Raw genomic sequence first — 19,877 nt, 5'->3', positions numbered from 1 at the left:
GCGACGCCGCCGCCGCGTACGGATACGCGGCGGCGGCGTCGCAGTGTGCCGTTACACGAAGCGGTGCCGTGGCACACGGCTGCCGGACCCGCCGGCCGTCGCCCCGAGTCGGACGGCGGCGGGAACCGGCGGTCTCAGCTCTCGGCGAGGATGTGCGAGAGCTCCGTGTCGAGGTCGAAGTGACGGTGCTCGGTTCCGGGCGGCACGGCCGCGTCTGTTCGCTTCAGGAAGGATTCCAGCGCCCGCGCAGGGGCCTCCAGCAGGGCCTCGCCCTCCGGGGAGCTGAGGGCGATGCAGGCCACGGCCTGTCCGTGGCTCCGGGACGGCCAGACTCGGACGTCCCCGGTGCCCGTGGGCCGGTGGAGGCCCTCGGCCAGGAGATCGCGGGCGAAGACCCACTCCACGGTCTCCTCGGCACCGGTGTGGAAGGTGGCGTGCACGGCGTAGGGGTCCGCCGTGTCGTACCGCAGGCCCGCTGGTACAGGCAGTGAGGACTCGCTCGAAACAACGAGGCGCAGGTGCAACTCGCAGCTCACCGTTGTGTTCATAAGCGCCAGGGCCTTTCGCTCAGTGTGCGCTCGGGGATTCGCACGTCGGCGCAATCGACATGCCACCTACGCGCCGGTTGTAAACCCCTCTGAGGGATTTGCCCGGAATCGAATCCTTCATACGGCTCTTGTACGTTTGTGAGAGGGGGCCGAACGAGTGAACCGTCAGAACACGAAGGGGTCGGGTACCTTGTCCCACATGAGTGCGCAGAGTGACGAAAAGCCACTTGGCACCCGCGAAGACAAGCCACTCGGCTCCCGGGCCCCGGCGTTCATCCAGGCGTCCCGGACCCTGCACGTGAGCTGGCGGGCCGGAATCTTCCTGGTCGGCCTCGCGATCGTGATCGGCGGCGTGATCATGCTGCCGCTTCCCGGTCCCGGGTGGCTGGTGATATTCGGCGGTATGGCGGTGTGGGCGACCGAGTTCGTCTGGGCGCAGCACGTCCTTCGGTGGACCAAACGCAAGTACCACGAGGGCACCCAGTGGATGAAGGAGCGCCGGGCCGCCCGCAAGGAACGCAAGCTCGCCCGCCGGCAGGGCTGACGGCCGACAGGGGGCCGCCGGCGCTCCGCGGTCCGCGGTCGATGGTCATGAGCACCCTCTGACATGGGGTAATGTTGATCCGGCCAGCGGGCGATTAGCTCAGCGGGAGAGCGCTTCGTTCACACCGAAGAGGTCACTGGTTCGAACCCAGTATCGCCCACCAACGCACCCGGGGCCCGGAAGCGATCAGCTTCCGGGCCCCGGCGTGTTTCCGCCCCGAACGCCCGTCCGGCCGCTGCCGGAAAGGGGTTTGGATGAAGGGCGCGACGCACTGTATGGTTCTGCACGTGCCGCCGGGCGACCGGCGGAGACCCCGGGGCGATTAGCTCAGTGGGAGAGCGCTTCGTTCACACCGAAGAGGTCACTGGTTCGAACCCAGTATCGCCCACCCCGATCCAGCGTGAGATCACCGAGGCCGCACCGTCATTCCGACGGGGCGGCCTCTTCCTCGTTTCCGCCCTCTTCGATCTCCTCCGGGCCTCGGCCGCCCGCTCCGCGGTCCGGTCGCCGGTGCCCGCGGGGCTGTTCCCGTTCCGGCTCCGTTTCGCGGGTGGGGGCCGTGGCTCGGTACGATTCGACGGCGCGGCCCCGAGCCGCGCCGACCGCGCGGCGACGGCCGCGTACCCCAGGTGAGAGTCAGGAGAGACCGGTGTCAGATGCCCGTGTGACCATCCAACGCGATTCCGAGCGGGAAGAGCGCGTGGTGACGACGGGCACTACGGCCGCCGCGCTCTTCGAGGGTGACCGCTCCGTGATCGCCGTACGTGTCGACGGTGAACTCAGGGACCTGGCCTACGAGCTCGCCGACGGACAGGTCGTCGAGCCCGTCGAGATCACCAGCGATGACGGACTCGCCATCCTGCGGCACTCCACCGCACACGTGATGGCGCAGGCCGTCCAGGAGCTGTTCCCCGAGGCCAAGCTCGGCATCGGCCCGCCCATCAAGGACGGCTTCTACTACGACTTCGACGTCGCCGAGCCCTTCACCCCGGACGATCTCAAGCGCATCGAGAAGAAGATGCAGCAGATCCAGAAGCAGGGGCAGCGCTTCTCCCGCCGGGTCACCACCGACGAGGACGCCCGCCAGGAGCTGGCCGGCGAGCCGTACAAGCTGGAGCTGATCGGCCTCAAGGGCAACGCGGCCAACGCCGCCGAGGGCGCTTCTGCGGAGGTCGGCGCCGGCGAGCTGACGATCTACGACAACCTCGACGCCAAGACCGGCGAACTGTGCTGGAAGGACCTGTGCCGGGGTCCGCACCTGCCGTCCACCCGGATGATCCCCGCTTTCAAGCTGATGCGGTCCGCCGCCGCCTACTGGCGCGGCAGCGAGAAGAACCCGCAGCTCCAGCGGATCTACGGCACGGCGTGGCCGACCAAGGACGAGCTCAAGCAGTATCTGGAGTTCCTCGCCGAGGCCGAGAAGCGCGACCACCGCAAGCTGGGCACCGAACTGGACCTCTTCTCCATCCCCGAGGAGCTGGGCTCCGGCCTGGCCGTCTTCCACCCCAAGGGCGGCGTCATCCGCAAGGTGATGGAGGACTACTCGCGCAGGCGGCACGAGGAGTCCGGCTACGACTTCGTCAACACGCCGCACATCACCAAGGAGCGGCTGTTCGAGATCTCCGGGCACCTGCCGCACTACGCGGAGGGCATGTTCCCGCCGCTGGAGTTCGACGAGCAGAACTACCGCCTCAAGGCGATGAACTGCCCGATGCACAATCTGATCTTCCGGGCGCGGGGGCGGTCCTACCGGGAACTGCCGCTGCGGCTGTTCGAGTTCGGCACCGTCTACCGGTACGAGAAGTCCGGTGTCGTGCACGGTCTCACCCGTGCCCGGGGCTTCACCCAGGACGACTCGCACATCTACTGCACCAAGGAGCAGATGCCGGACGAGCTGGACAACCTGCTCACCTTCGTCCTCGGTCTGCTCCGCGACTACGGCCTCTCCGACTTCTATCTGGAGCTGTCCACCCGCGACCCCGAGTCGGACAAGTTCCTGGGCACCGACGAGGAGTGGGAGGAGGCCACCGAGGCGCTGCGCCAGGCCGCGGGGAAGCAGGGCCTGGAACTGGTCATGGACCCGGGCGGTGCCGCGTTCTACGGGCCGAAGATCTCCGTCCAGGCCCGGGACGCCATCGGCCGTACCTGGCAGATGTCCACGATCCAGGTCGACTTCCAGCAGCCGCAGCGGTTCGAGCTGGAGTACACCGCCGCCGACGGTTCCCGCCAGCGGCCGGTGATGATCCACCGTGCGCTCTTCGGCTCCATCGAGCGGTTCTTCGCCGTCCTGCTGGAGCACTACGCCGGGGCGTTCCCGGCGTGGCTCGCCCCGGTGCAGGCCGTCGGCATCCCGATCGGCGACGACCACGTGCCGTATCTGACGGAGTTCGCGGCGGCGGCCAAGGCCAAGGGTCTGCGGATGGAGGTCGACTCCTCCTCCGACCGGATGCAGAAGAAGATCCGCAACGCGCAGAAGGCCAAGGTGCCGTTCATGGTCATCGCCGGTGACGAGGACGTCGCCAACGGCGCGGTCTCCTTCCGCTACCGGGACGGCTCGCAGAAGAACGGCATCCCGAAGGAGGAGGCGCTCGCCGAGATCGCCGACGTGGTGGAGCGCCGCGTCCAGGTGTGACGGCGGCGTCACGCGCGTGACCGGAGGGGGCGGCCCGGGGCCGCCCCCTCGTCGTGTCAGGCGCTGCCAGGAGAATAAGCTGGCGGGTATGACGAGTGAGCCGGAGCAGCAGATCGGAGTGGGGGCGCCGGACGCGTTCCAGCGGCTGTGGACCCCCCACCGGATGGCCTATATCCAGGGTGAGAACAAGCCGAGCGGCCCCGGGGCCGAGGACGGCTGTCCCTTCTGCTCCATCCCGCAGAAGTCCGACGAGGACGGTCTGATCGTCGCTCGCGGTGAGCACGTCTACGCAGTGCTCAACCTCTACCCCTACAACGGCGGCCACCTGATGACCGTGCCCTTCCGGCACGTGGCCGACTACACCGAGCTGGACGACGCCGAGACCGCCGAGCTGGCCGAGCTCACCAAGCGTGCGATGACGGTGCTGCGCCGGGTCTCCGGGGCCCACGGCTTCAACATCGGCATGAACCAGGGCTCGGTCGCCGGCGCCGGCATCGCCGCGCACCTGCACCAGCACGTGGTGCCGCGCTGGGGCGGCGACACCAACTTCATGCCGGTCGTGGGCCACACCCGGGTGCTGCCGCAGCTGCTGGCGGACACCCGGGCGATGCTGGCCCGGGAGTGGTGAGAAGCCCCACCGCTCCCGGCGCCCGCTACGCGTCGTAGACGTCGGCCTTCCCCGGCTTGGCGTCCTGCACCGCCGCGCTGAGGCTGAGCGAACGGCTGCCGAACTTCTCCACGTTGCAGCCGTTCTCCTCCAGCACCTTGATGGCCGCGGAGTGCACGACCCGCAGCACGGGCGTGGCGGCCCGCATGGCGTCGTCCGCCATGAAACGGTGCCGCCACGGCTTCTTGGCCCAGGCGTGCCGCAGCCCGAACGGCTCGGGCAGCGACAGCTTGCCGCCGAGGAAGTCCAGCACCGGCGGGAACCAGGTGAAGGGGGCGCGCGCGGCCAGCCGCACGACCTCCTTCGTCTCCACGAGCGGCAGATTGACCGTGCGGGTCTCCCAGAACTTGATGCTCTTGGAGACCTGCTTCGTCTTCGGGGAGGGCCCGCTGGTGAACAGGCCGTCCACCGGGCCGAGCGCGTGCCCGGTGACCTCGATGCGCAGCGTGTGGTGCAGCACGGTGACGCTGATCAGCAGGGTGATGACCAACTGGCCGTCCCACAGCACGAACTGCACGCCCAGGTAGTGCCGGTTGCCGGCGCCGAACTGCTGCTCGTTGCAGATCCGCTGTATCTCGAAGTCCTTGATGCGGTAGCCCTCGACCTCCTGGCCCTCGGGGCGCTTGACCGCCTTGGCGCCCTCGGCGATGGGGGAGACGATCCAGTGCCGTATCGAGGGCGTGGGGAAGCCGCCGGTGTGCAGCGGGCCGCGCTCCAGCATGCGGAGCTGGTCGTGGATGGCGCGGATGACGTCCCAGCTGCGGAAGGGGTTGATCTCCCCGCCGGGCTTGGCGGGGACGAGCTCCTCCGCGAGCTGCCAGCTTCCCCAGCGGGTGCCCATGCCGAGTATCCCCTTGGGGCCGGCGTAGTAGACGAGGTTGCTGGCCTGCTCGGCGGCCACCTTGGCCAGGCCCAGCCGGATCCGTTCGGCGCCCGCGTCGCCCGGGTCCTGCGGCACCGCCTCGGGGATCTTGGCGCCGACCCCGGAGCCGCCCAGCAGGCTCTGCCAGCGGCTCCGCAGATCCTTGGCGTATCGCTCGCAGATCTGCTTGGCCCACACCCCGCCGATCAGCGGTGCGACCAGCATGGCCCGCAGATAGATGCCCCAGAAGCCGTTGAACGGGAGTTTGACGGCGAACAGCACCACCAGCGCCCCGACGGCCACCAGCACCACCATGCCGATGGCCCCGGCCCGCCGGTCCTTGGACCCGGCGAGCATGCGCCGCAGCTGGAAGGCGAACAGCCACAGCACCACGCCGGGCAGGAACAGCAGCCCGAAGATCACCATGACCAGCGTCAGCCGTGCGTCGCGGTGCTTGCGGACCCGGGTGGCGGCCAGGCAGTGCTCGACGACCGTCTGCGGTTCGATGCCGAACGACTGGATGAGCGGGGCGCGGGCGCCGCCCAGCAGCCGGGTCTGGACGGCCCGCGCGAACGCCTCGCCCAGGTTCGGTTCGAACAGGGAGATCTTGGGTTTCTTGAAGCCGGCCTCGGGGTTGGCCTCGATCAGCTTCTCGACCTCGTCGTCACGGTAGGCGGCCGAGGCGAGTGCCTGGGTCGCCGCCGTCTGGCCGCCCTGGCCCGGTCCCGAGAGGGGTACTTGGGCGCCCGGGGAGAAGTCGGACGCCGCGTCGGGCTGACTGCTGCGATCGTCGAATCCGGCCACTGGGCCCCCACTCCGTTCGGCTCTGGCTCACGGCGCCCCCGGTCCCGTGCGTTCCGGTGAGTGCCGCCGACCACGACGGCTTCCCAACTGGCGCGGTCCGCACACATCTTGCCTCAGTACGGGTGTGCTCAGCGAGTGCTCTCCGGGCTGCCCGCCGCTTCCCGGACACGGGCCGCCTGCTGCCGCGGCATCGGCTCGTGCCGCGCGTAGCTGCGGCGGAAGCGGCCGGTGCCGTGGGACATCGACCGGAGGTCCACCGCGTACCGGCTGATCTCGATCTCGGGCACGCAGGCACGCACCGCCGTACTGCCCTCCGCGGCCTGCTCGGTGCCCAGCACCCGGCCGCGCCGGGAGGACAGATCGCTCATCACGGCGCCCACGTAGTCGTCGGGGACGGTGACCTCCACCTCCGCGACCGGTTCCAGCAGGTGCAGCGTGGCCTGCGCCGCACACTCGCGCAGGGCCAGCGCACCGGCCGTCTGGAACGCGGCGTCGGAGGAGTCCACGGAGTGCGCCTTGCCGTCGACGAGCGTGACCCGTACGTCCACCAGCGGGTAGCCGGAGGCGAGCCCGCGGGCGGCCTGGGCGCGGACGCCTTTCTCCACCGAAGGGATGAACTGGCGCGGCACCGCGCCGCCCACGACCTTGTCCACGAACTCGATGCCGGAGCCGCCCGGCAGCGGCTCGACGGTGATCTCGCAGATGGCGTACTGGCCGTGACCGCCCGACTGCTTGACATGCCGGCCCCGCCCGGCCGCCGCGGAGGCGAACGTCTCACGCAGCGCCACCTTGTGCTCGACGGTGTCCACCTGGACGCCGAACCGGGAACGCAGCCTCTCCAGAGCGACGTCCCGGTGCGCCTCTCCCATGCACCACAGGACGAGCTGGTGGGTGTCCGGGTTCTGCTCCAGCCGCATCGTGGGGTCCTCGGCGACCAGTCTGGCCAGTCCCTGGGACAGTTTGTCCTCGTCCGCCTTGCTGTGCGCCTCGATGGCGACGGGGAGCAGCGGCTCGGGCATCTCCCACGGCGCCATCAGCAAGGGCGTGTCCCTGGCGGAGAGGGTGTCGCCCGTCTCGGCGTGGCCGAGCTTGGCCACGCACACCAGATCACCCGCGACGGCCGACTCCACGACCCGCTGCTGTGTGCCGAGGGGCGCCGAGAGGGCGCCGACGCGTTCCTCCACGTCGTGGTCCTCGTGTCCCCGGTCCGCCAGACCGTGCCCGGAGACGTGGACGGTCTCGTCGGGGCGCAGGGTGCCGGAGAAGACCCGTACGAGGGAGATACGGCCCACATACGGGTCGGAGGAGGTCTTGACGACCTCGGCGGCCAGCGGACCGGCAGCATCGCAGGCCAGGGCCGGGCGGGGCGCGCCCTCGGGGCTGGTGACCGGGGGGATGCCGTGCTCCTCGGGGGTGGGGAACCCGCCGGTGATCAGCTCCAGCAGTTCCACGGTGCCCAGCCCCTGCGAGGCGCCCTCGGGGGCGGGTGCGGCGGCGAGCACGGGGTGGAAGACCCCGCGGGCGACGGCCTTCTCCAGGTCCTCGACGAGCGTTTTGACGTCACAGTCCTCGCCGCCCAGATAGCGGTCCATCAGTCCCTCGTCCTCGCTCTGGGCGATGATCGACTCGATGAGCCGGTTCCTGGCCTGTGCGAGCAGCGGCAGCTGGGCCTCGTCCGGGTCGCGTTCGGTGCGGGTCCCGTCGGTGTGGTCGAACAGCCGCCGGGTGAGCAGTCCGATCAGACCGGTGACCGGAGCGCTGCCGTCGGCGCGGCGTTCGCCGTGCGCGGGCAGATAGAGGGGGACCACGGCGTCCGGGTCGTCGCCGCCCAGCTCCCGCCGGCACGCCCGGGTCGTCTCGTCGAAGTCGGCGCCGGCCGCGTCGAGATGGGTGACGACGATGGCGCGGGGCATGCCCACGGCGGCGCACTCCCGCCACAGCAGACGGGTGGCGCCGTCCACGCCGTCCGCGGCCGAAACGACGAAGAGGGCGGCATCCGCCGCCCTCAGACCCGCCCGCAGTTCCCCGACGAAATCCGCGTACCCGGGGGTGTCCAGAAGGTTGATCCGGATGCCGTTCCAGGTGAGCGGCACCCAGGACAGCTGCACGGAGCGTTGCTGCCGGTGCTCGATCTCGTCATGGTCGGAGAGCGTGGTGCAGTCCTCCACCCGGCCCGGCCGGCTGATCGCGCCCGAGGCCAGCGCCAGGGATTCCACCAGGGTCGTCTTGCCGGCGGAGCTGTGGCCGACCAGCACCACGTTCCGCAGCGCCGAGGGGTGGTCGGCCGCCGCTGCCCTGCCGGCGGCTCCGGAGTGTGCGTTCGCTTTGCCGGCCATCTGTCCGCCTTCCGTCGTCACCTGATGGAGCACGCTGGAGGGGCCGAGGGGTCGCGAAGACCACCGGTTCCTCCGAGCTTTCCACCGCTGCCGTGAGGCGTCCATACGTGGAACGCGGCACTACCCGACCGTGTGCGCCGTGCGTCGGCGGGGCGTGACTACGATGGGCCACCCGGTGGCCACACCGTCATCCGGCTCGCCCTCGACGCATCAGGGACGGTCATGCTGAACAAGTACGCGCGTGCTTTCTTCACGCGTGTCCTCACCCCCTTCGCCGCGATGCTGCTGCGTGCGGGGGTGAGCCCCGACGTCGTCACCCTGGTCGGCACCTGCGGGGTGATGGCCGGGGCCCTGGTCTTCTACCCGATGGGGGAGTTCTTCTGGGGCACGGTCGTCATCACCCTGTTCGTCTTCTCGGACCTGGTGGACGGCAACATGGCCCGCCAGCTGGGCCGCTCCAGCCGCTGGGGCGCCTTCCTGGACTCCACACTCGACCGGGTCGCGGACGCGGCCGTCTTCGGCGGGATCGCGCTGTGGTACGCCGGGCGCGGCGACAGCCTGCTGCTGTGCGCGGTGACGATCTTCTGTCTGGCCAGTGGCCAGGTCGTCTCCTACACCAAGGCGCGCGGCGAGAGCATCGGGCTGCCGGTGAACGTCAACGGGCTGGTGGAACGGGCCGAGCGACTGGTGATCACCCTCGTGCTGGCCGGCTTCTCGGGCTTCGAGACCACCTTCGGCGTCCCGCACATCGGCGTGCTGCTGCCGATCGCGCTGTGGGTCGTCGCGGCCGGCAGCGCCGTCACCCTCGGCCAGCGCGTGGTGACGGTACGCCGGGAGGCCGCCGAGGTGGCACAGGCCGAGGAGCAGGGGAGGACCGCGTGAGCGAGCTGCGGGACCAGCTGACCGACTCGCTGTACGGACTGGGCTGGGCCGGTGTCAAGAAGCTGCCCGAACCGGCGGCGCAGGCACTCGGCCGCCGGATCGCCGACCAGGCGTGGCGGCGGCACGGCAAGGGCGTCCGGCGGCTGGAGGCCAACCTGGCCCGGGTGGTGCCCGACGCCTCGCCCGCACAGCTGCGGCGCCTCTCGCACGCCGGGATGCGCTCGTACATGCGCTACTGGATGGAGTCCTTCCGGCTGCCGTCCTACAGCGAGGGGCAACTGCTGCGCAGCGTCTCCGTCGAGGGGCTGCACCATCTGACCGACGGGCTCGCCGCCGGGCGCGGCGTGATACTGGCGCTCCCGCACCTGGCCAACTGGGACCTGGCCGGCGCCTGGGCGGTGACCGCCGTGCGGACGCCCTTCACCACCGTCGCGGAGCGTCTGAAGCCGGAGAGCCTCTACGACCGGTTCGTCGCCTACCGCGAGAGCCTGGGCATGGAGGTGCTGCCGCACGGCGGCGCCACCGCGTTCGGCACCCTGGCGCGGCGGCTGCGCGCGGGCGGCCTGGTGTGCCTGGTCGCCGACCGCGACCTGTCGGCCACCGGCATCGAGGTCAGCTTCTTCGGCGAGGCCGCACGGATGCCGGCCGGCCCGGCCCTGCTGGCGCAGCAGACCGGAGCCCCCCTGATGCCGGTCACGCTCTGGTACGACGACGCCTCCCCGGCCATGCGGGCACGGGTCCACGAGCCGATCCCGGTGCCCGGTATCGAGGGCCGGATGGAGCGCGTGGCGGCCATGACCCAGAAGCTGGCCGACGTCTTCGCCGCGGGCATCGCCGCGCACCCCCAGGACTGGCACATGCTCCAGCGCTTCTGGCTGGCCGACCTCGATCCCGCCGCGGCCGTGAAGGGGCGCGGATGAGGATCGGCGTTGTCTGCCCCTACTCCTGGGACGTGCCCGGCGGCGTCCAGTTCCACGTGCGTGACCTGGCCGAACATCTGATCCGGCTGGGCCACGAGGTGTCCGTGCTGGCCCCGTCCGACGACGAGACGCCGCTGCCCTCCTACGTGGTCTCCGCGGGCCGCGCCGTCCCCGTTCCCTACAACGGGTCGGTCGCGCGGCTGAACTTCGGCTTCCTGTCGGCGGCGCGGGTGCGCCGGTGGGTGCACGAGGGCGACTTCGACGTCCTGCACATCCACGAACCGGCCACCCCCTCGCTGTCCCTGCTGGCCTGCTGGGCGGCGCAAGGGCCCATCGTGGCCACCTTCCACACGTCCAACCCGCGCTCCCGGGCCATGATCGCCGCCTATCCCATCCTCCAGCCGGCGCTGGAGAAGATCAGCGCCCGGATCGCGGTGAGCGAGTACGCGCGCCGCACCCTGGTCGAGCACCTGGGCGGCGACGCGGTGACCATCCCCAACGGAGTGGACGTCGGCTTCTTCGCCGACGCCGAGCCCAAACAGGAGTGGCAGGGCGGGCCCGAGGGGCACACGATCGGCTTCATCGGCCGGATCGACGAGCCCCGCAAGGGCCTCCCCGTCCTGATGAAGGCGCTGCCCGCCATCCTCGACCAGGCGCCCGGCACCCGGCTGCTGGTCGCCGGCCGGGGCGACGAGCAGGAGGCCGTGGCCGGTCTGCCCCGCGAGATGCGCGGCAGCGTCGAGTTCCTCGGCATGGTCAGCGACGAGGACAAGGCCCGGCTGCTGCGCAGCGTCGACCTGTACGTGGCGCCCAACACCGGCGGCGAGTCCTTCGGCATCATCCTCGTCGAGGCCATGTCCGCCGGGGCGCCCGTGCTCGCCAGCGACCTGGACGCCTTCGAGCAGGTGCTCGACGGGGGAGAGGCCGGCGAACTGTTCCCCGTCGGCCGGGCCGATGCGCTGGCCGCCTCCGCCGTGCGCCTGCTGACCGACCCCGGACGCCGCGCCGGGCTGCGGGAGCGCGGCACCCGCCACGTGCGGCGGTTCGACTGGAGCACCGTCGGCGCCGACATCCTCGCCGTGTACGAGACGGTCACCGACGGCGCCGCCTCCGTCGCCCCGGACGAGCGCACCGGGCTGCGCGCGCGCTGGGGCCTGGCCCGCGACTGACTCGCGCACCCTGACACCGCGGACCGACACCCCGAGGACCCACAGTGACGATGCCGACCCTCACCACCGCCATCTGGATCGTCGTCGCGCTGCTGCTCGTCGGCGTCTACCTGAGCTGGACGGCCGGCCGTCTGGACCGGCTGCACGCGCGGATCGACGCCGCGAAGGCCGCCCTCGACGCCACCTTGCTGCGGCGCGCCTCCATCGCGCAGGAACTGGCCACCGCCGGCGTGCTGGATCCGGCCTCCTCTATGGTGCTCTACCAGGCGGCGCACGACGCACGGCAGGCCGAGGAGGAGCACCGTGAGGTCGCCGAGAGCGAACTGAGCCAGACGCTGCGCGCCGTCTTCGCCGACCCCGCCCAGCTGGAGGCGGTGCGGGCGGCACCCGGCGGAACCGAGACGGCGCAGGAGCTGAGTGCCGCCGTGCGCAGGGTGCCGATGGCCCGCCGTTTCCACAACGACGCGGTGCGGGCGGCCCGCGCCCTGCGCAGCCACCGCACGGTCCGCTGGCTGCGGCTGGCCGGCCACGCCGCGTTCCCGATGGCTTTCGAGATGGACGACGAACCCCCGTTGGCGCTCGCCGACCGGGGCCACACCGGCGCGGACCGGGAGCCGGGCGGCACCGACCCTGCGCAGGAAGGCACCGACCGGGGACAGGACGGCGCCGACCGTGGGCAAAGGGGCGAGGACTGACCGGCGGAGTCCACCGGGGAGGACGCATACGCGGGCACTGACCGGCGGGGCCGAGCGGCCCGTTCGGGAGCCGGCAAGGGGCCACTGCGCCCCGGGAGCGGGCCACGGCAGGCCACAGCACCACAATTGGCCCTTTTCGCCGGTGGCGGTGGTCCTGGACAGTGGCGGACGGACCCGCCGGGGTCCGTCCGTACATCCCCTCATCGCCGTCAGCGAGGTCGAACGTGACAACTCCGTCCACCGCCAAGCAGTCCGCCGCTCCGCAGCCCGAGACCGGCACCGCCCGCGTGAAGCGGGGCATGGCCGAGCAGCTCAAGGGCGGGGTCATCATGGACGTCGTCACCCCCGAGCAGGCCAGGATCGCCGAGGACGCCGGCGCCGTGGCCGTCATGGCACTGGAGCGGGTGCCCGCCGACATCCGCAAGGACGGCGGCGTGGCCCGGATGTCCGACCCGGACATGATCGAGGGCATCATCGAGGCCGTCTCGATCCCGGTGATGGCCAAGGCCCGCATCGGCCACCTCGTCGAGGCCCAGGTCCTGCAGGCGCTCGGCGTCGACTACATCGACGAGTCCGAGGTCCTCACCCCCGCCGACGAGGTCAACCACAGCGACAAGTTCGCCTTCACCACGCCGTTCGTCTGCGGTGCCACCAACCTCGGCGAGGCGCTGCGCCGGATAGCCGAGGGCGCGGCCATGATCCGCTCCAAGGGCGAGGCAGGCACCGGCAACGTCGTCGAGGCCGTTCGCCACATGCGCCAGATCAAGAACGAGATCGGCAAGCTGACCGTCCTGGACGACAACGAGCTGTACGCCGCGGCCAAGGAGCTGCGCGCGCCCTACGAGCTGGTCAAGGAGGTCGCCGTGGCGGGCAAGCTGCCGGTCGTCCTCTTCTCCGCGGGCGGCGTGGCCACCCCCGCCGACGCCGCGCTGATGCGCCAGCTCGGCGCGGAGGGCGTCTTCGTCGGCTCCGGCATCTTCAAGTCCGGCGACCCGGCCAAGCGCGCCGCCGCCATCGTGAAGGCCACCACCTTCTACGACGACCCGAAGGTCATCGCCGACGCCTCCCGCGGGCTCGGCGAGGCCATGGTCGGCATCAACTGCGACACCCTGCCCGAGGGCGAGCGGTACGCCAACCGCGGCTGGTGACGGCTCCGCCGTCCCGGTGCCCGCCGCGCACCAGCGCCCGGCGGGCACCGGGACGGCGCACCCGGCCGGCCACCGCCCACCGGCAGTGGGCACCATCGAGAAGGACACCACCATGACCGACCCCACCATCGGTGTGCTCGCCCTCCAGGGCGACGTCCGTGAGCACCTGGCAGCCCTCCGCGCTGCGGGTGCCGACCCCGTACACGTCAGGCGGCCCGAAGAACTGGACGACGTGGCCGGCCTGGTCATCCCCGGCGGCGAGTCGACCACGATCAGCAAGCTCGCCGTCACCTTCGGCCTCATGGACCGGCTCCGTGAGCGGGTGTCCGCGGGGATGCCCGCGTACGGTTCCTGCGCCGGCATGATCATGCTGGCCGACAAGATTCTCGATCCCCGTTCCGGGCAGGAGACCATCGGCGGAATCGACATGATCGTCCGTCGCAACGCGTTCGGCCGCCAGAACGAGTCGTTCGAGGCGGCGGTCGAGATGGCCGCCGTCGAGGGCGGACCCGTCGAGGGCGTCTTCATCCGGGCCCCCTGGGTGGAGTCCACGGGTGCGGCGGCCGAGACGCTGGCGACGTTCGACGGGCATCCGGTGGCCGTCCGGCAGGGCAATCTGCTGGCCACGGCCTTCCACCCGGAGCTGACGGGCGACCACAGGGTGCACGCACTGTTCACACAGATGGTGCGGTCAGCACACTGAGTTGCTGACGGTAGGATTCCCGCGTCGAGAGAAGTTGGGACTGTGAAGGAGCGAGGCTGTGTCCGGCCACTCTAAGTGGGCTACCACCAAGCACAAGAAGGCCGTGATCGATGCCAAGCGCGGCAAGCTCTTCGCGAAGCTGATCAAGAACATCGAGGTCGCGGCGCGGATGGGCGGCGCCGACCCGGATGGCAACCCCACCCTGTACGACGCCATCCAGAAGGCGAAGAAGCAGTCGGTTCCCAACAAGAACATCGACAGCGCGGTCAAGCGCGGCGCGGGCCTGGAGGCCGGCGGCGCCGACTACGAGACGATCATGTACGAGGGTTACGGCCCCAACGGTGTCGCCGTCCTGGTCGAGTGCCTGACCGACAACCGCAACCGTGCCGCCTCCGACGTGCGTGTCGCCATGACCCGCAACGGCGGTTCGATGGCCGACCCGGGTTCGGTCTCCTACCTGTTCAACCGCAAGGGCGTCGTGATCGTGCCCAAGAACGGCCGCAGTGAGGACGACGTCCTGGAGGCCGCGCTGGAGGCGGGCGTCGAGGAGGTCAACGACCTCGGCGAGAACTTCGAGGTCATCAGCGAGGCCACCGACCTGGTCGCCGTGCGCACCGCGCTGGTCGAGGCCGGGATCGACTACGACTCGGCCGAGGTCAGCTTCGTGCCGAGCATGCAGGTCGAGCTGGACGAGGACGGCGCGCGCAAGATCTTCAAGCTGATCGACGCGCTGGACGACAGCGACGACGTGCAGAACGTCTTCGCCAACTTCGACGTGCCCGACGACGTGATGGCGAAGGTCGACGCGTAACCGCCCGGCCGTCACCGTCACCGTCGCCACGCCGCGCTGCCCGGCCGGGCAGCGCGGCGTGGCGCATCGGGCATGACCCGCGCACGACCCGTGCCGGCCGTGCCCGGCCGGTGTCCCTCCCGGTACACGGCCGTGCCCCCGCACTCGGGCACCCGCTCCGGACACGCCCGGCGGTGCTGTTGCCGCCGCCGGGTCCGCCGGCTCTGTCGGTGGTTCCCGATAACCTGCGGGAACATCAAGACGGGTACACCGGGAAGGGGAGAGGCCGTGCGCGTGCTGGGGGTGGACCCGGGGCTGACCCGTTGCGGCATCGGCGTGGTGGAGGGCGTCGCCGGCCGGCCGCTGACGATGGCGGGCGTCGGCGTGATCCGTACGCCCGCCGATGCGGAGGTCCCCGAACGGCTCGTGCTCATCGAACGCGGCATGGAGGAATGGCTGGACACCCACCGCCCCGAAGCGGTGGCCGTTGAACGGGTGTTCAGCCAGCACAACGTCCGCACGGTGATGGGCACCGCGCAGGCCAGCGCCGTGGCGATGCTCTGTGCGGCCCGGCGCGGGCTGCCGGTCGCACTCCACACCCCCAGCGAGGTCAAGGCCGCCGTCACCGGCTCGGGCCGCGCCGAGAAGGCCCAGGTCGGCGCGATGGTGGCCCGCGTACTGCGGCTCGCCGGACCGCCCAAGCCCGCCGACGCGGCGGACGCGCTCGCCCTCGCCGTCTGCCACATCTGGCGGGGCCCGGCCAAGAACCGCCTCCAGGAGGCGGTCGCCGCCCAGCAGGCCGTCTCCGCCCACCGTTCGCAGCGCAGGAAAGGCACCGTTCGATGATCGCCTTCGTCTCCGGACCCGTTGCCGCGCTCGGCCCCGACTCGGCAGTGGTCGAGGTCGGCGGGGTCGGGATGGCGGTCCAGTGCACGCCGGCCACCCTGGCCGGCCTGCGGATCGGCGAGCCCGCCCGGCTCGCCACGTCGCTCGTCGTGCGCGAGGACTCGCTGACCCTCTACGGCTTCGCCGACGACGACGAGCGCCAGGTGTTCGAACTGTTGCAGACGGCGAGCGGGGTGGGGCCCCGGCTGGCCCAGGCCATGCTGGCCGTGCACAGCCCCGACGCCCTGCGCACCGCCGTCGCCGGCGGGGACGAGAAGGCACTGACAGCGGTGCCGGGCATCGGGAAGAAAGGTGCGCAGAAACTGCTGCTGGAGCTGAAGGACCGGCTCGGGGCACCCTCGGGCGCGGTCCCCGCCTCGCGCGGGGCGGCTGCCGCGGGCCCGCCCGGCTGGCGGGAGCAACTGCACGCCGCCCTCGTCGGGTTGGGGTACGCCGGCCGGGAAGCGGACGACGCGGTCGCGGCCGTGGCGCCGCAGGCCGAGGAAGGCGGCGGCACGCCCGATGTGGGTGTGCTGCTGAAGGCCGCACTTCAGACGCTGAACCGGGCCCGGTGACGCCATGAGTTCGGAGGAACGTCTCGTCGACGCCTATGCGGACGGTGAGGACCAGGCGGTCGAGGCCGCGCTGCGCCCCAAGCAACTGGCGGAGTTCATCGGCCAGCCGAAGGTCCGCGAACAGCTCGACCTGGTGCTGAGGGCGGCGCGTGCCCGCGGCGGCACCGCCGACCACGTGCTCCTGTCGGGTGCGCCCGGACTCGGCAAGACGACCCTGTCGATGATCATCGCCGCCGAGATGGGCGCCCCCATCCGCATCACCTCGGGCCCCGCCATCCAGCACGCCGGCGACCTCGCCGCGATCCTCTCCTCCCTCCAGGAGGGAGAGGTGCTCTTCCTGGACGAGATCCACCGGATGTCCCGCCCGGCCGAGGAAATGCTCTACATGGCCATGGAGGACTTCCGAGTCGACGTGGTCGTGGGCAAGGGACCGGGCGCCACGGCCATCCCGCTGGAACTGCCGCCCTTCACTCTCGTCGGCGCCACCACCCGGGCCGGGCTGCTGCCCCCGCCGCTGCGGGACCGCTTCGGGTTCACCGCGCACATGGAGTTCTACGAGCCGGAAGAGCTGGAACAAGTGGTGCGCCGCTCGGCGCAGCTGCTGGAGGTGCACACCGACGCGGAGGGCGCCGTGGAGATCGCCGGCCGCTCCCGGGGAACACCGCGTATCGCCAACCGCCTGTTGCGCAGAGTGAGGGACTACGCCCAGGTGAAGGCGGACGGTGTCATCACCAAGGAGATCGCCGCCGCCGCCCTGGAGGTCTACGAGGTGGACGGGCGCGGTCTCGACCGGCTCGACCGCGCGGTGCTCGGCTCGCTGCTGAAGCTCTTCGGCGGCGGTCCGGTGGGCCTCTCCACGCTGGCCGTGGCGGTTGGTGAGGAGCGTGAGACAGTGGAAGAGGTGGCCGAGCCGTTCCTCGTCCGTGAGGGACTGCTGGCCCGCACTCCCCGTGGTCGCGTCGCCACGCCCGCCGCATGGGCTCACATGGGGCTCACCCCGCCCCAGCAGTCCGCGCGGGGGGCTTCCGGAGGACCTGGGCAACAGGGCCTGTTCGGAGCGTGACGGCGCGGAGACTCGTCGGGCCAGGAACCTCGGTGCCATGCTTGACGTTGTTCCATCGGCGGAGGCTCGCTTAGACTCCGCCGACGCCCTCCCTCCGCGGAGGCCTGCCCACCCCGAATACCCAGGCCGCTGAGACGCGGCCATGCGAAGGAATATCTTCCGCCGTGGATCCTATTGCTCTGCTCCCGTTCATCGTGATCATCGGGGCCATGTTCCTGATGACCCGCTCCGCCAAGAAGAAGCAGCGTCAGGCCATGCAGATGCGTGACCAGATGCAGCCCGGCACGGGCATCCGGACCATCGGGGGCATGTACGCCGTCGTGAAGGAGATCCGGGAGGACACCGTCCTGCTGGAGATCGAGCCGGGCACGCACGCGCTCTTCGCCAAGAACGCCATCGGCGCGGTCCTGACCGACGAGGAGTTCGACCGCATCACCAACGGTCCGGAAGGTGAGGACTTCGACGTCGACACCGTGGTCCCGGACGACGCCTCCTCGCTGACCGAGTCCGAGGAGACCCCCTCCGAAGCGAAGCTGGACCTCGGCAAGAAGCCCGCCGCCGACGCCGAGGACGCGGACGCCGCCAAGGGCTCCGAGAAGCCGGAGGCGGAGGCGGCCGAGGCCGACACCGCCGAGGCGAAGGACGCCAAGCGGGACGAAGACGCCGACTCCAAGTAGGGTCAGCGCCGCCGGGTCACCGATCAGGGACCTGGCGGCGTAGCACGTCACAGACCACTTCGCGCGCCGCTGTGCCGCGCCCGGCCGAACTCGCGGGGCGGCACGGGCGGTTGGACAGGGAGAGACGACAAGGTGGCAGCACCGAAAAGGGGGCGCAGGGCCTCCGGCGCCAAGGGGAGGCCATGGCGCTCCCTCGTGCTCATTCTGCTGGTCATGGGGGGCCTGGTCGGAGGCATGTTCGCCTCCGGTCACAAGGCCCCGCGGCTGGGTATCGACCTCGCGGGCGGCACCAGCATCACGCTTGAGGCCAAGAACCAGCCGGGCAAGCCCAACGCGATCAACAAGACCAACATGGACACCGCCGTCAGCATCATCGAGCGGCGTGTCAACGGTCTCGGTGTGTCGGAGGCCGAGGTCCAGACCCAGGGCGACCGGCACATCATCGTCAACATCCCCAAGGGCACCAACTCCCAGCAGGCGCGTGAGCAGGTGGGCACCACCGCGCAGCTCTCCTTCCGCCCGGTGCTGACGCTGGCCCAGGTGGACAAGGGGCAGCCGACACCGACGCCGTCGTCCTCCTCCAAGTCGCCGAGTACGGGCAAGAGCCCGGGACAAGGCGGTGACAGGGGGGAGAAGGCCGGCAGTTCGGACGGCAAGGGGTCCGGAGGCGACGACGGGAAGAGTCCCGATGGCGCCTCCGGAGACAAGCAAGGCGACTCCGACGGTGCCGGCAAGGGGGCCGGCCAGCAGGGCCGAGCCGTCACCGAGGGCCTGACCGCCAAGAACGACCCGGCGGACAAGAGCCCCAGCCCCGATCCCAGCAAGTCGGGCGAGCAGAGCCCGCCGCCCACTCAGCAGCCGCAGCAGCCGGGTGTCCCGGCCGATCTGGCCAAGAAGCTCAACGCCCTCGACTGCTCCACCAAGGAAGCCCGGGCCAAGGCGAGCGAGAAGGCCGCCAACACGAGGAACTCCGAGCCGATCGTCGCCTGCGACGCCAAGGACCCCATCAAGTACGCGCTCGGTCCCGTCGCCGTTCCGGGCAAGAACGTGAGCAAGGCCAAGGCGGTCTTCGACCAGCAGCGCAGCCAGTGGATCGTCCAGATGTCGTTCAGCGACAAGGGCTCCGACCAGTTCGGCGACATCACCGGCAAGCTGATGAGCAAGCCGCAGCCGCAGAACCAGTTCGCGATCACGCTGGACGGTGAGGTCCAGTCCGCGCCGACCGTGCGCGAGCGGCTGACCAACAACGCGGAGATCTCCGGCAGCTTCGACCAGCAGTCCGCCGAGGAACTGGGCAACATCCTCTCCTACGGTGCGCTGCCGCTCTCCTTCGAGGAATCCGACGTCACCACCGTCACCGCCGCGCTGGGCAGCGACCAGCTGACGGCCGGTCTGATCGCGGGAGCCATCGGCCTCGCCCTGGTGGTCGTCTACCTCGTCGTCTACTACCGCGGTCTGTCGCTGATCGCCATCGTCAGCCTGATCGCCTCCGCGATCCTCACCTACACGATCATGACGCTGCTGGGTCCGGCGATGGGCTTCGCGCTCAACCTGCCGGCCGTCTGCGGTGCGATCGTGGCCATCGGTATCACCGCCGACTCCTTCATCGTCTACTTCGAACGGATCCGGGACGAAGTGCGTGAGGGTCGTACGCTGCGGCCCGCCGTCGAGCGGGCCTGGCCGCGGGCGCGGCGCACCATCCTCGTCTCCGACTTCGTGTCCTTCCTCGCCGCCGCGGTGCTGTTCATCGTGACCGTCGGCAAGGTGCAGGGCTTCGCGTTCACGCTGGGCCTGACCACCGCGCTGGACGTCGTCGTGGTGTTCTTCTTCACCAAGCCGGTCATGACGCTGCTCGCGCGCAGGAAGTTCTTCGCCGACGGGCACCCCTGGTCCGGCCTCGATCCCAAGCGGCTCGGAGCCAAGCCACCGCTGCGACGCGGCCGTCGTACCGTCAGCACCGACACGAAGGAGGCCTGA

Annotated in this window: 17 protein-coding genes, 2 tRNA genes and 1 pseudogene; 17 read left to right on the top strand and 3 right to left on the bottom strand. The window is 70.8% G+C overall.

Annotation, left to right across the window (positions count from 1 at the left end):
• Window positions 1–134: 134 nt before the first annotated feature.
• On the bottom strand, window positions 135–548 hold the full coding sequence (locus tag IO40_RS0104420) for an SsgA family sporulation/cell division regulator (RefSeq protein ID WP_016467747.1): 414 nt from the start codon (window positions 546–548) through the stop codon (window positions 135–137).
• A gap of 199 nt (window positions 549–747) precedes the next feature.
• Here IO40_RS0104420 and IO40_RS33120 point away from each other — a divergent pair, with 199 nt between their 5' ends.
• From IO40_RS33120 to IO40_RS0104395, 5 genes are all read left to right on the top strand, one after another.
• Window positions 748–1,092, top strand: a complete 345-nt coding sequence (locus IO40_RS33120) for a TIGR02611 family protein (RefSeq protein ID WP_041968492.1) — start codon at window positions 748–750, stop codon at window positions 1,090–1,092.
• Between the two features lie 88 nt (window positions 1,093–1,180).
• Window positions 1,181–1,255: transfer RNA gene (locus IO40_RS0104410), tRNA-Val, on the top strand.
• A 153-nt stretch (window positions 1,256–1,408) separates the two neighbouring features.
• A tRNA-Val gene (locus tag IO40_RS0104405) sits at window positions 1,409–1,480 on the top strand.
• Between the two features lie 261 nt (window positions 1,481–1,741).
• Window positions 1,742–3,724 (top strand): threonine--tRNA ligase, encoded by a 1,983-nt coding sequence (gene thrS / locus IO40_RS0104400; protein ID WP_031174902.1) that lies wholly within the window; start codon window positions 1,742–1,744, stop codon window positions 3,722–3,724.
• Window positions 3,725–3,812: 88 nt separating this feature from the next.
• Window positions 3,813–4,352 carry an HIT family protein gene (locus tag IO40_RS0104395; RefSeq protein WP_016467744.1) on the top strand — a complete coding sequence of 180 codons (540 nt, stop codon included), beginning with the start codon at window positions 3,813–3,815 and terminating at the stop codon, window positions 4,350–4,352.
• A gap of 25 nt (window positions 4,353–4,377) precedes the next feature.
• Here IO40_RS0104395 and IO40_RS0104390 read toward each other — a convergent pair whose 3' ends face one another.
• Both IO40_RS0104390 and IO40_RS0104385 read right to left on the bottom strand, forming a co-directional pair.
• Window positions 4,378–6,057 (bottom strand): hypothetical protein, encoded by a 1,680-nt coding sequence (locus IO40_RS0104390; protein ID WP_016467743.1) that lies wholly within the window; start codon window positions 6,055–6,057, stop codon window positions 4,378–4,380.
• A 128-nt stretch (window positions 6,058–6,185) separates the two neighbouring features.
• Window positions 6,186–8,393 (bottom strand): elongation factor G-like protein EF-G2, encoded by a 2,208-nt coding sequence (locus IO40_RS0104385; RefSeq protein WP_031174901.1) that lies wholly within the window; start codon window positions 8,391–8,393, stop codon window positions 6,186–6,188.
• Window positions 8,394–8,615: 222 nt separating this feature from the next.
• On the opposite strand from IO40_RS0104385, the gene pgsA reads away from it, so the two are divergent.
• The 12 genes and pseudogenes from pgsA to secD all read left to right on the top strand — a co-directional run bounded on the left by pgsA (window position 8,616) and on the right by secD (window position 19,877).
• Entirely contained in the window at window positions 8,616–9,275 is a 660-nt protein-coding gene (gene pgsA / locus IO40_RS0104380) for a phosphatidylinositol phosphate synthase (protein WP_016467741.1), read from the top strand.
• Window positions 9,272–10,195, top strand: a complete 924-nt coding sequence (locus IO40_RS0104375) for a phosphatidylinositol mannoside acyltransferase (RefSeq protein ID WP_016467740.1) — start codon at window positions 9,272–9,274, stop codon at window positions 10,193–10,195. The genes pgsA and IO40_RS0104375 overlap by 4 nt, the downstream gene beginning before the upstream one ends.
• The gene (locus IO40_RS0104370; RefSeq protein WP_016467739.1) at window positions 10,192–11,364 is read left to right on the top strand and encodes a glycosyltransferase family 4 protein; all 1,173 of its coding nucleotides are present in this window, start codon (window positions 10,192–10,194) and stop codon (window positions 11,362–11,364) included. Before IO40_RS0104375 ends, IO40_RS0104370 begins: the two co-directional genes overlap by 4 nt.
• A gap of 50 nt (window positions 11,365–11,414) precedes the next feature.
• A pseudogene (locus IO40_RS0104365) lies at window positions 11,415–11,954 on the top strand (hypothetical protein); the annotation flags it as partial.
• 329 nt (window positions 11,955–12,283) lie between these two features.
• Window positions 12,284–13,207, top strand: coding sequence for a pyridoxal 5'-phosphate synthase lyase subunit PdxS (gene pdxS, locus IO40_RS0104360; protein WP_016467737.1), 924 nt, complete (start codon window positions 12,284–12,286; stop codon window positions 13,205–13,207).
• A gap of 112 nt (window positions 13,208–13,319) precedes the next feature.
• Window positions 13,320–13,910: a pyridoxal 5'-phosphate synthase glutaminase subunit PdxT gene (gene pdxT, locus IO40_RS0104355; protein ID WP_016467736.1), complete on the top strand. Its 591-nt coding sequence runs from the start codon at window positions 13,320–13,322 to the stop codon at window positions 13,908–13,910.
• 58 nt (window positions 13,911–13,968) lie between these two features.
• Window positions 13,969–14,721: a YebC/PmpR family DNA-binding transcriptional regulator gene (locus IO40_RS0104350; RefSeq protein ID WP_016467735.1), complete on the top strand. Its 753-nt coding sequence runs from the start codon at window positions 13,969–13,971 to the stop codon at window positions 14,719–14,721.
• Between the two features lie 267 nt (window positions 14,722–14,988).
• Complete coding sequence (gene ruvC, locus IO40_RS0104345; protein WP_016467734.1) at window positions 14,989–15,546, top strand: crossover junction endodeoxyribonuclease RuvC; 558 nt, start codon at window positions 14,989–14,991, stop codon at window positions 15,544–15,546.
• Window positions 15,543–16,160 carry a Holliday junction branch migration protein RuvA gene (gene ruvA, locus IO40_RS0104340; RefSeq protein WP_016467733.1) on the top strand — a complete coding sequence of 206 codons (618 nt, stop codon included), beginning with the start codon at window positions 15,543–15,545 and terminating at the stop codon, window positions 16,158–16,160. Before ruvC ends, ruvA begins: the two co-directional genes overlap by 4 nt.
• Before the next feature lie 4 nt (window positions 16,161–16,164).
• Window positions 16,165–17,223, top strand: a complete 1,059-nt coding sequence (gene ruvB, locus IO40_RS0104335) for a Holliday junction branch migration DNA helicase RuvB (protein WP_016467732.1) — start codon at window positions 16,165–16,167, stop codon at window positions 17,221–17,223.
• Window positions 17,224–17,387: 164 nt separating this feature from the next.
• Complete coding sequence (yajC, locus tag IO40_RS0104330; RefSeq protein ID WP_016467731.1) at window positions 17,388–17,900, top strand: preprotein translocase subunit YajC; 513 nt, start codon at window positions 17,388–17,390, stop codon at window positions 17,898–17,900.
• A gap of 132 nt (window positions 17,901–18,032) precedes the next feature.
• Window positions 18,033–19,877 (top strand): protein translocase subunit SecD, encoded by a 1,845-nt coding sequence (gene secD, locus IO40_RS0104325; RefSeq protein ID WP_016467730.1) that lies wholly within the window; start codon window positions 18,033–18,035, stop codon window positions 19,875–19,877.

Source organism: Streptomyces albus subsp. albus, from assembly GCF_000725885.1.
GTDB classification, from domain to species: domain Bacteria; phylum Actinomycetota; class Actinomycetes; order Streptomycetales; family Streptomycetaceae; genus Streptomyces; species Streptomyces albus.
The sequence above is the reverse complement of the archived record's forward strand: the minus strand, read 5'-3'. Positions and strand labels throughout refer to the sequence as shown.

What these genes read in the sequence shown, in the direction of transcription:
- IO40_RS0104420 (WP_016467747.1), bottom strand. Translation starts at nt 548, where the DNA reads ATGAACACAACGGTGAGCTGCGAGTTGCACCTGCGCCTCGTTGTTTCG.
- pgsA (WP_016467741.1), top strand. Translation starts at nt 8,616, where the DNA reads ATGCTGAACAAGTACGCGCGTGCTTTCTTCACGCGTGTCCTCACCCCC.
- IO40_RS0104395 (WP_016467744.1), top strand. Translation starts at nt 3,813, where the DNA reads ATGACGAGTGAGCCGGAGCAGCAGATCGGAGTGGGGGCGCCGGACGCG.
- ruvA (WP_016467733.1), top strand. Translation starts at nt 15,543, where the DNA reads ATGATCGCCTTCGTCTCCGGACCCGTTGCCGCGCTCGGCCCCGACTCG.
- pdxT (WP_016467736.1), top strand. Translation starts at nt 13,320, where the DNA reads ATGACCGACCCCACCATCGGTGTGCTCGCCCTCCAGGGCGACGTCCGT.
- IO40_RS33120 (WP_041968492.1), top strand. Translation starts at nt 748, where the DNA reads ATGAGTGCGCAGAGTGACGAAAAGCCACTTGGCACCCGCGAAGACAAG.
- ruvB (WP_016467732.1), top strand. Translation starts at nt 16,165, where the DNA reads ATGAGTTCGGAGGAACGTCTCGTCGACGCCTATGCGGACGGTGAGGAC.
- IO40_RS0104370 (WP_016467739.1), top strand. Translation starts at nt 10,192, where the DNA reads ATGAGGATCGGCGTTGTCTGCCCCTACTCCTGGGACGTGCCCGGCGGC.
- IO40_RS0104385 (WP_031174901.1), bottom strand. Translation starts at nt 8,393, where the DNA reads ATGGCCGGCAAAGCGAACGCACACTCCGGAGCCGCCGGCAGGGCAGCG.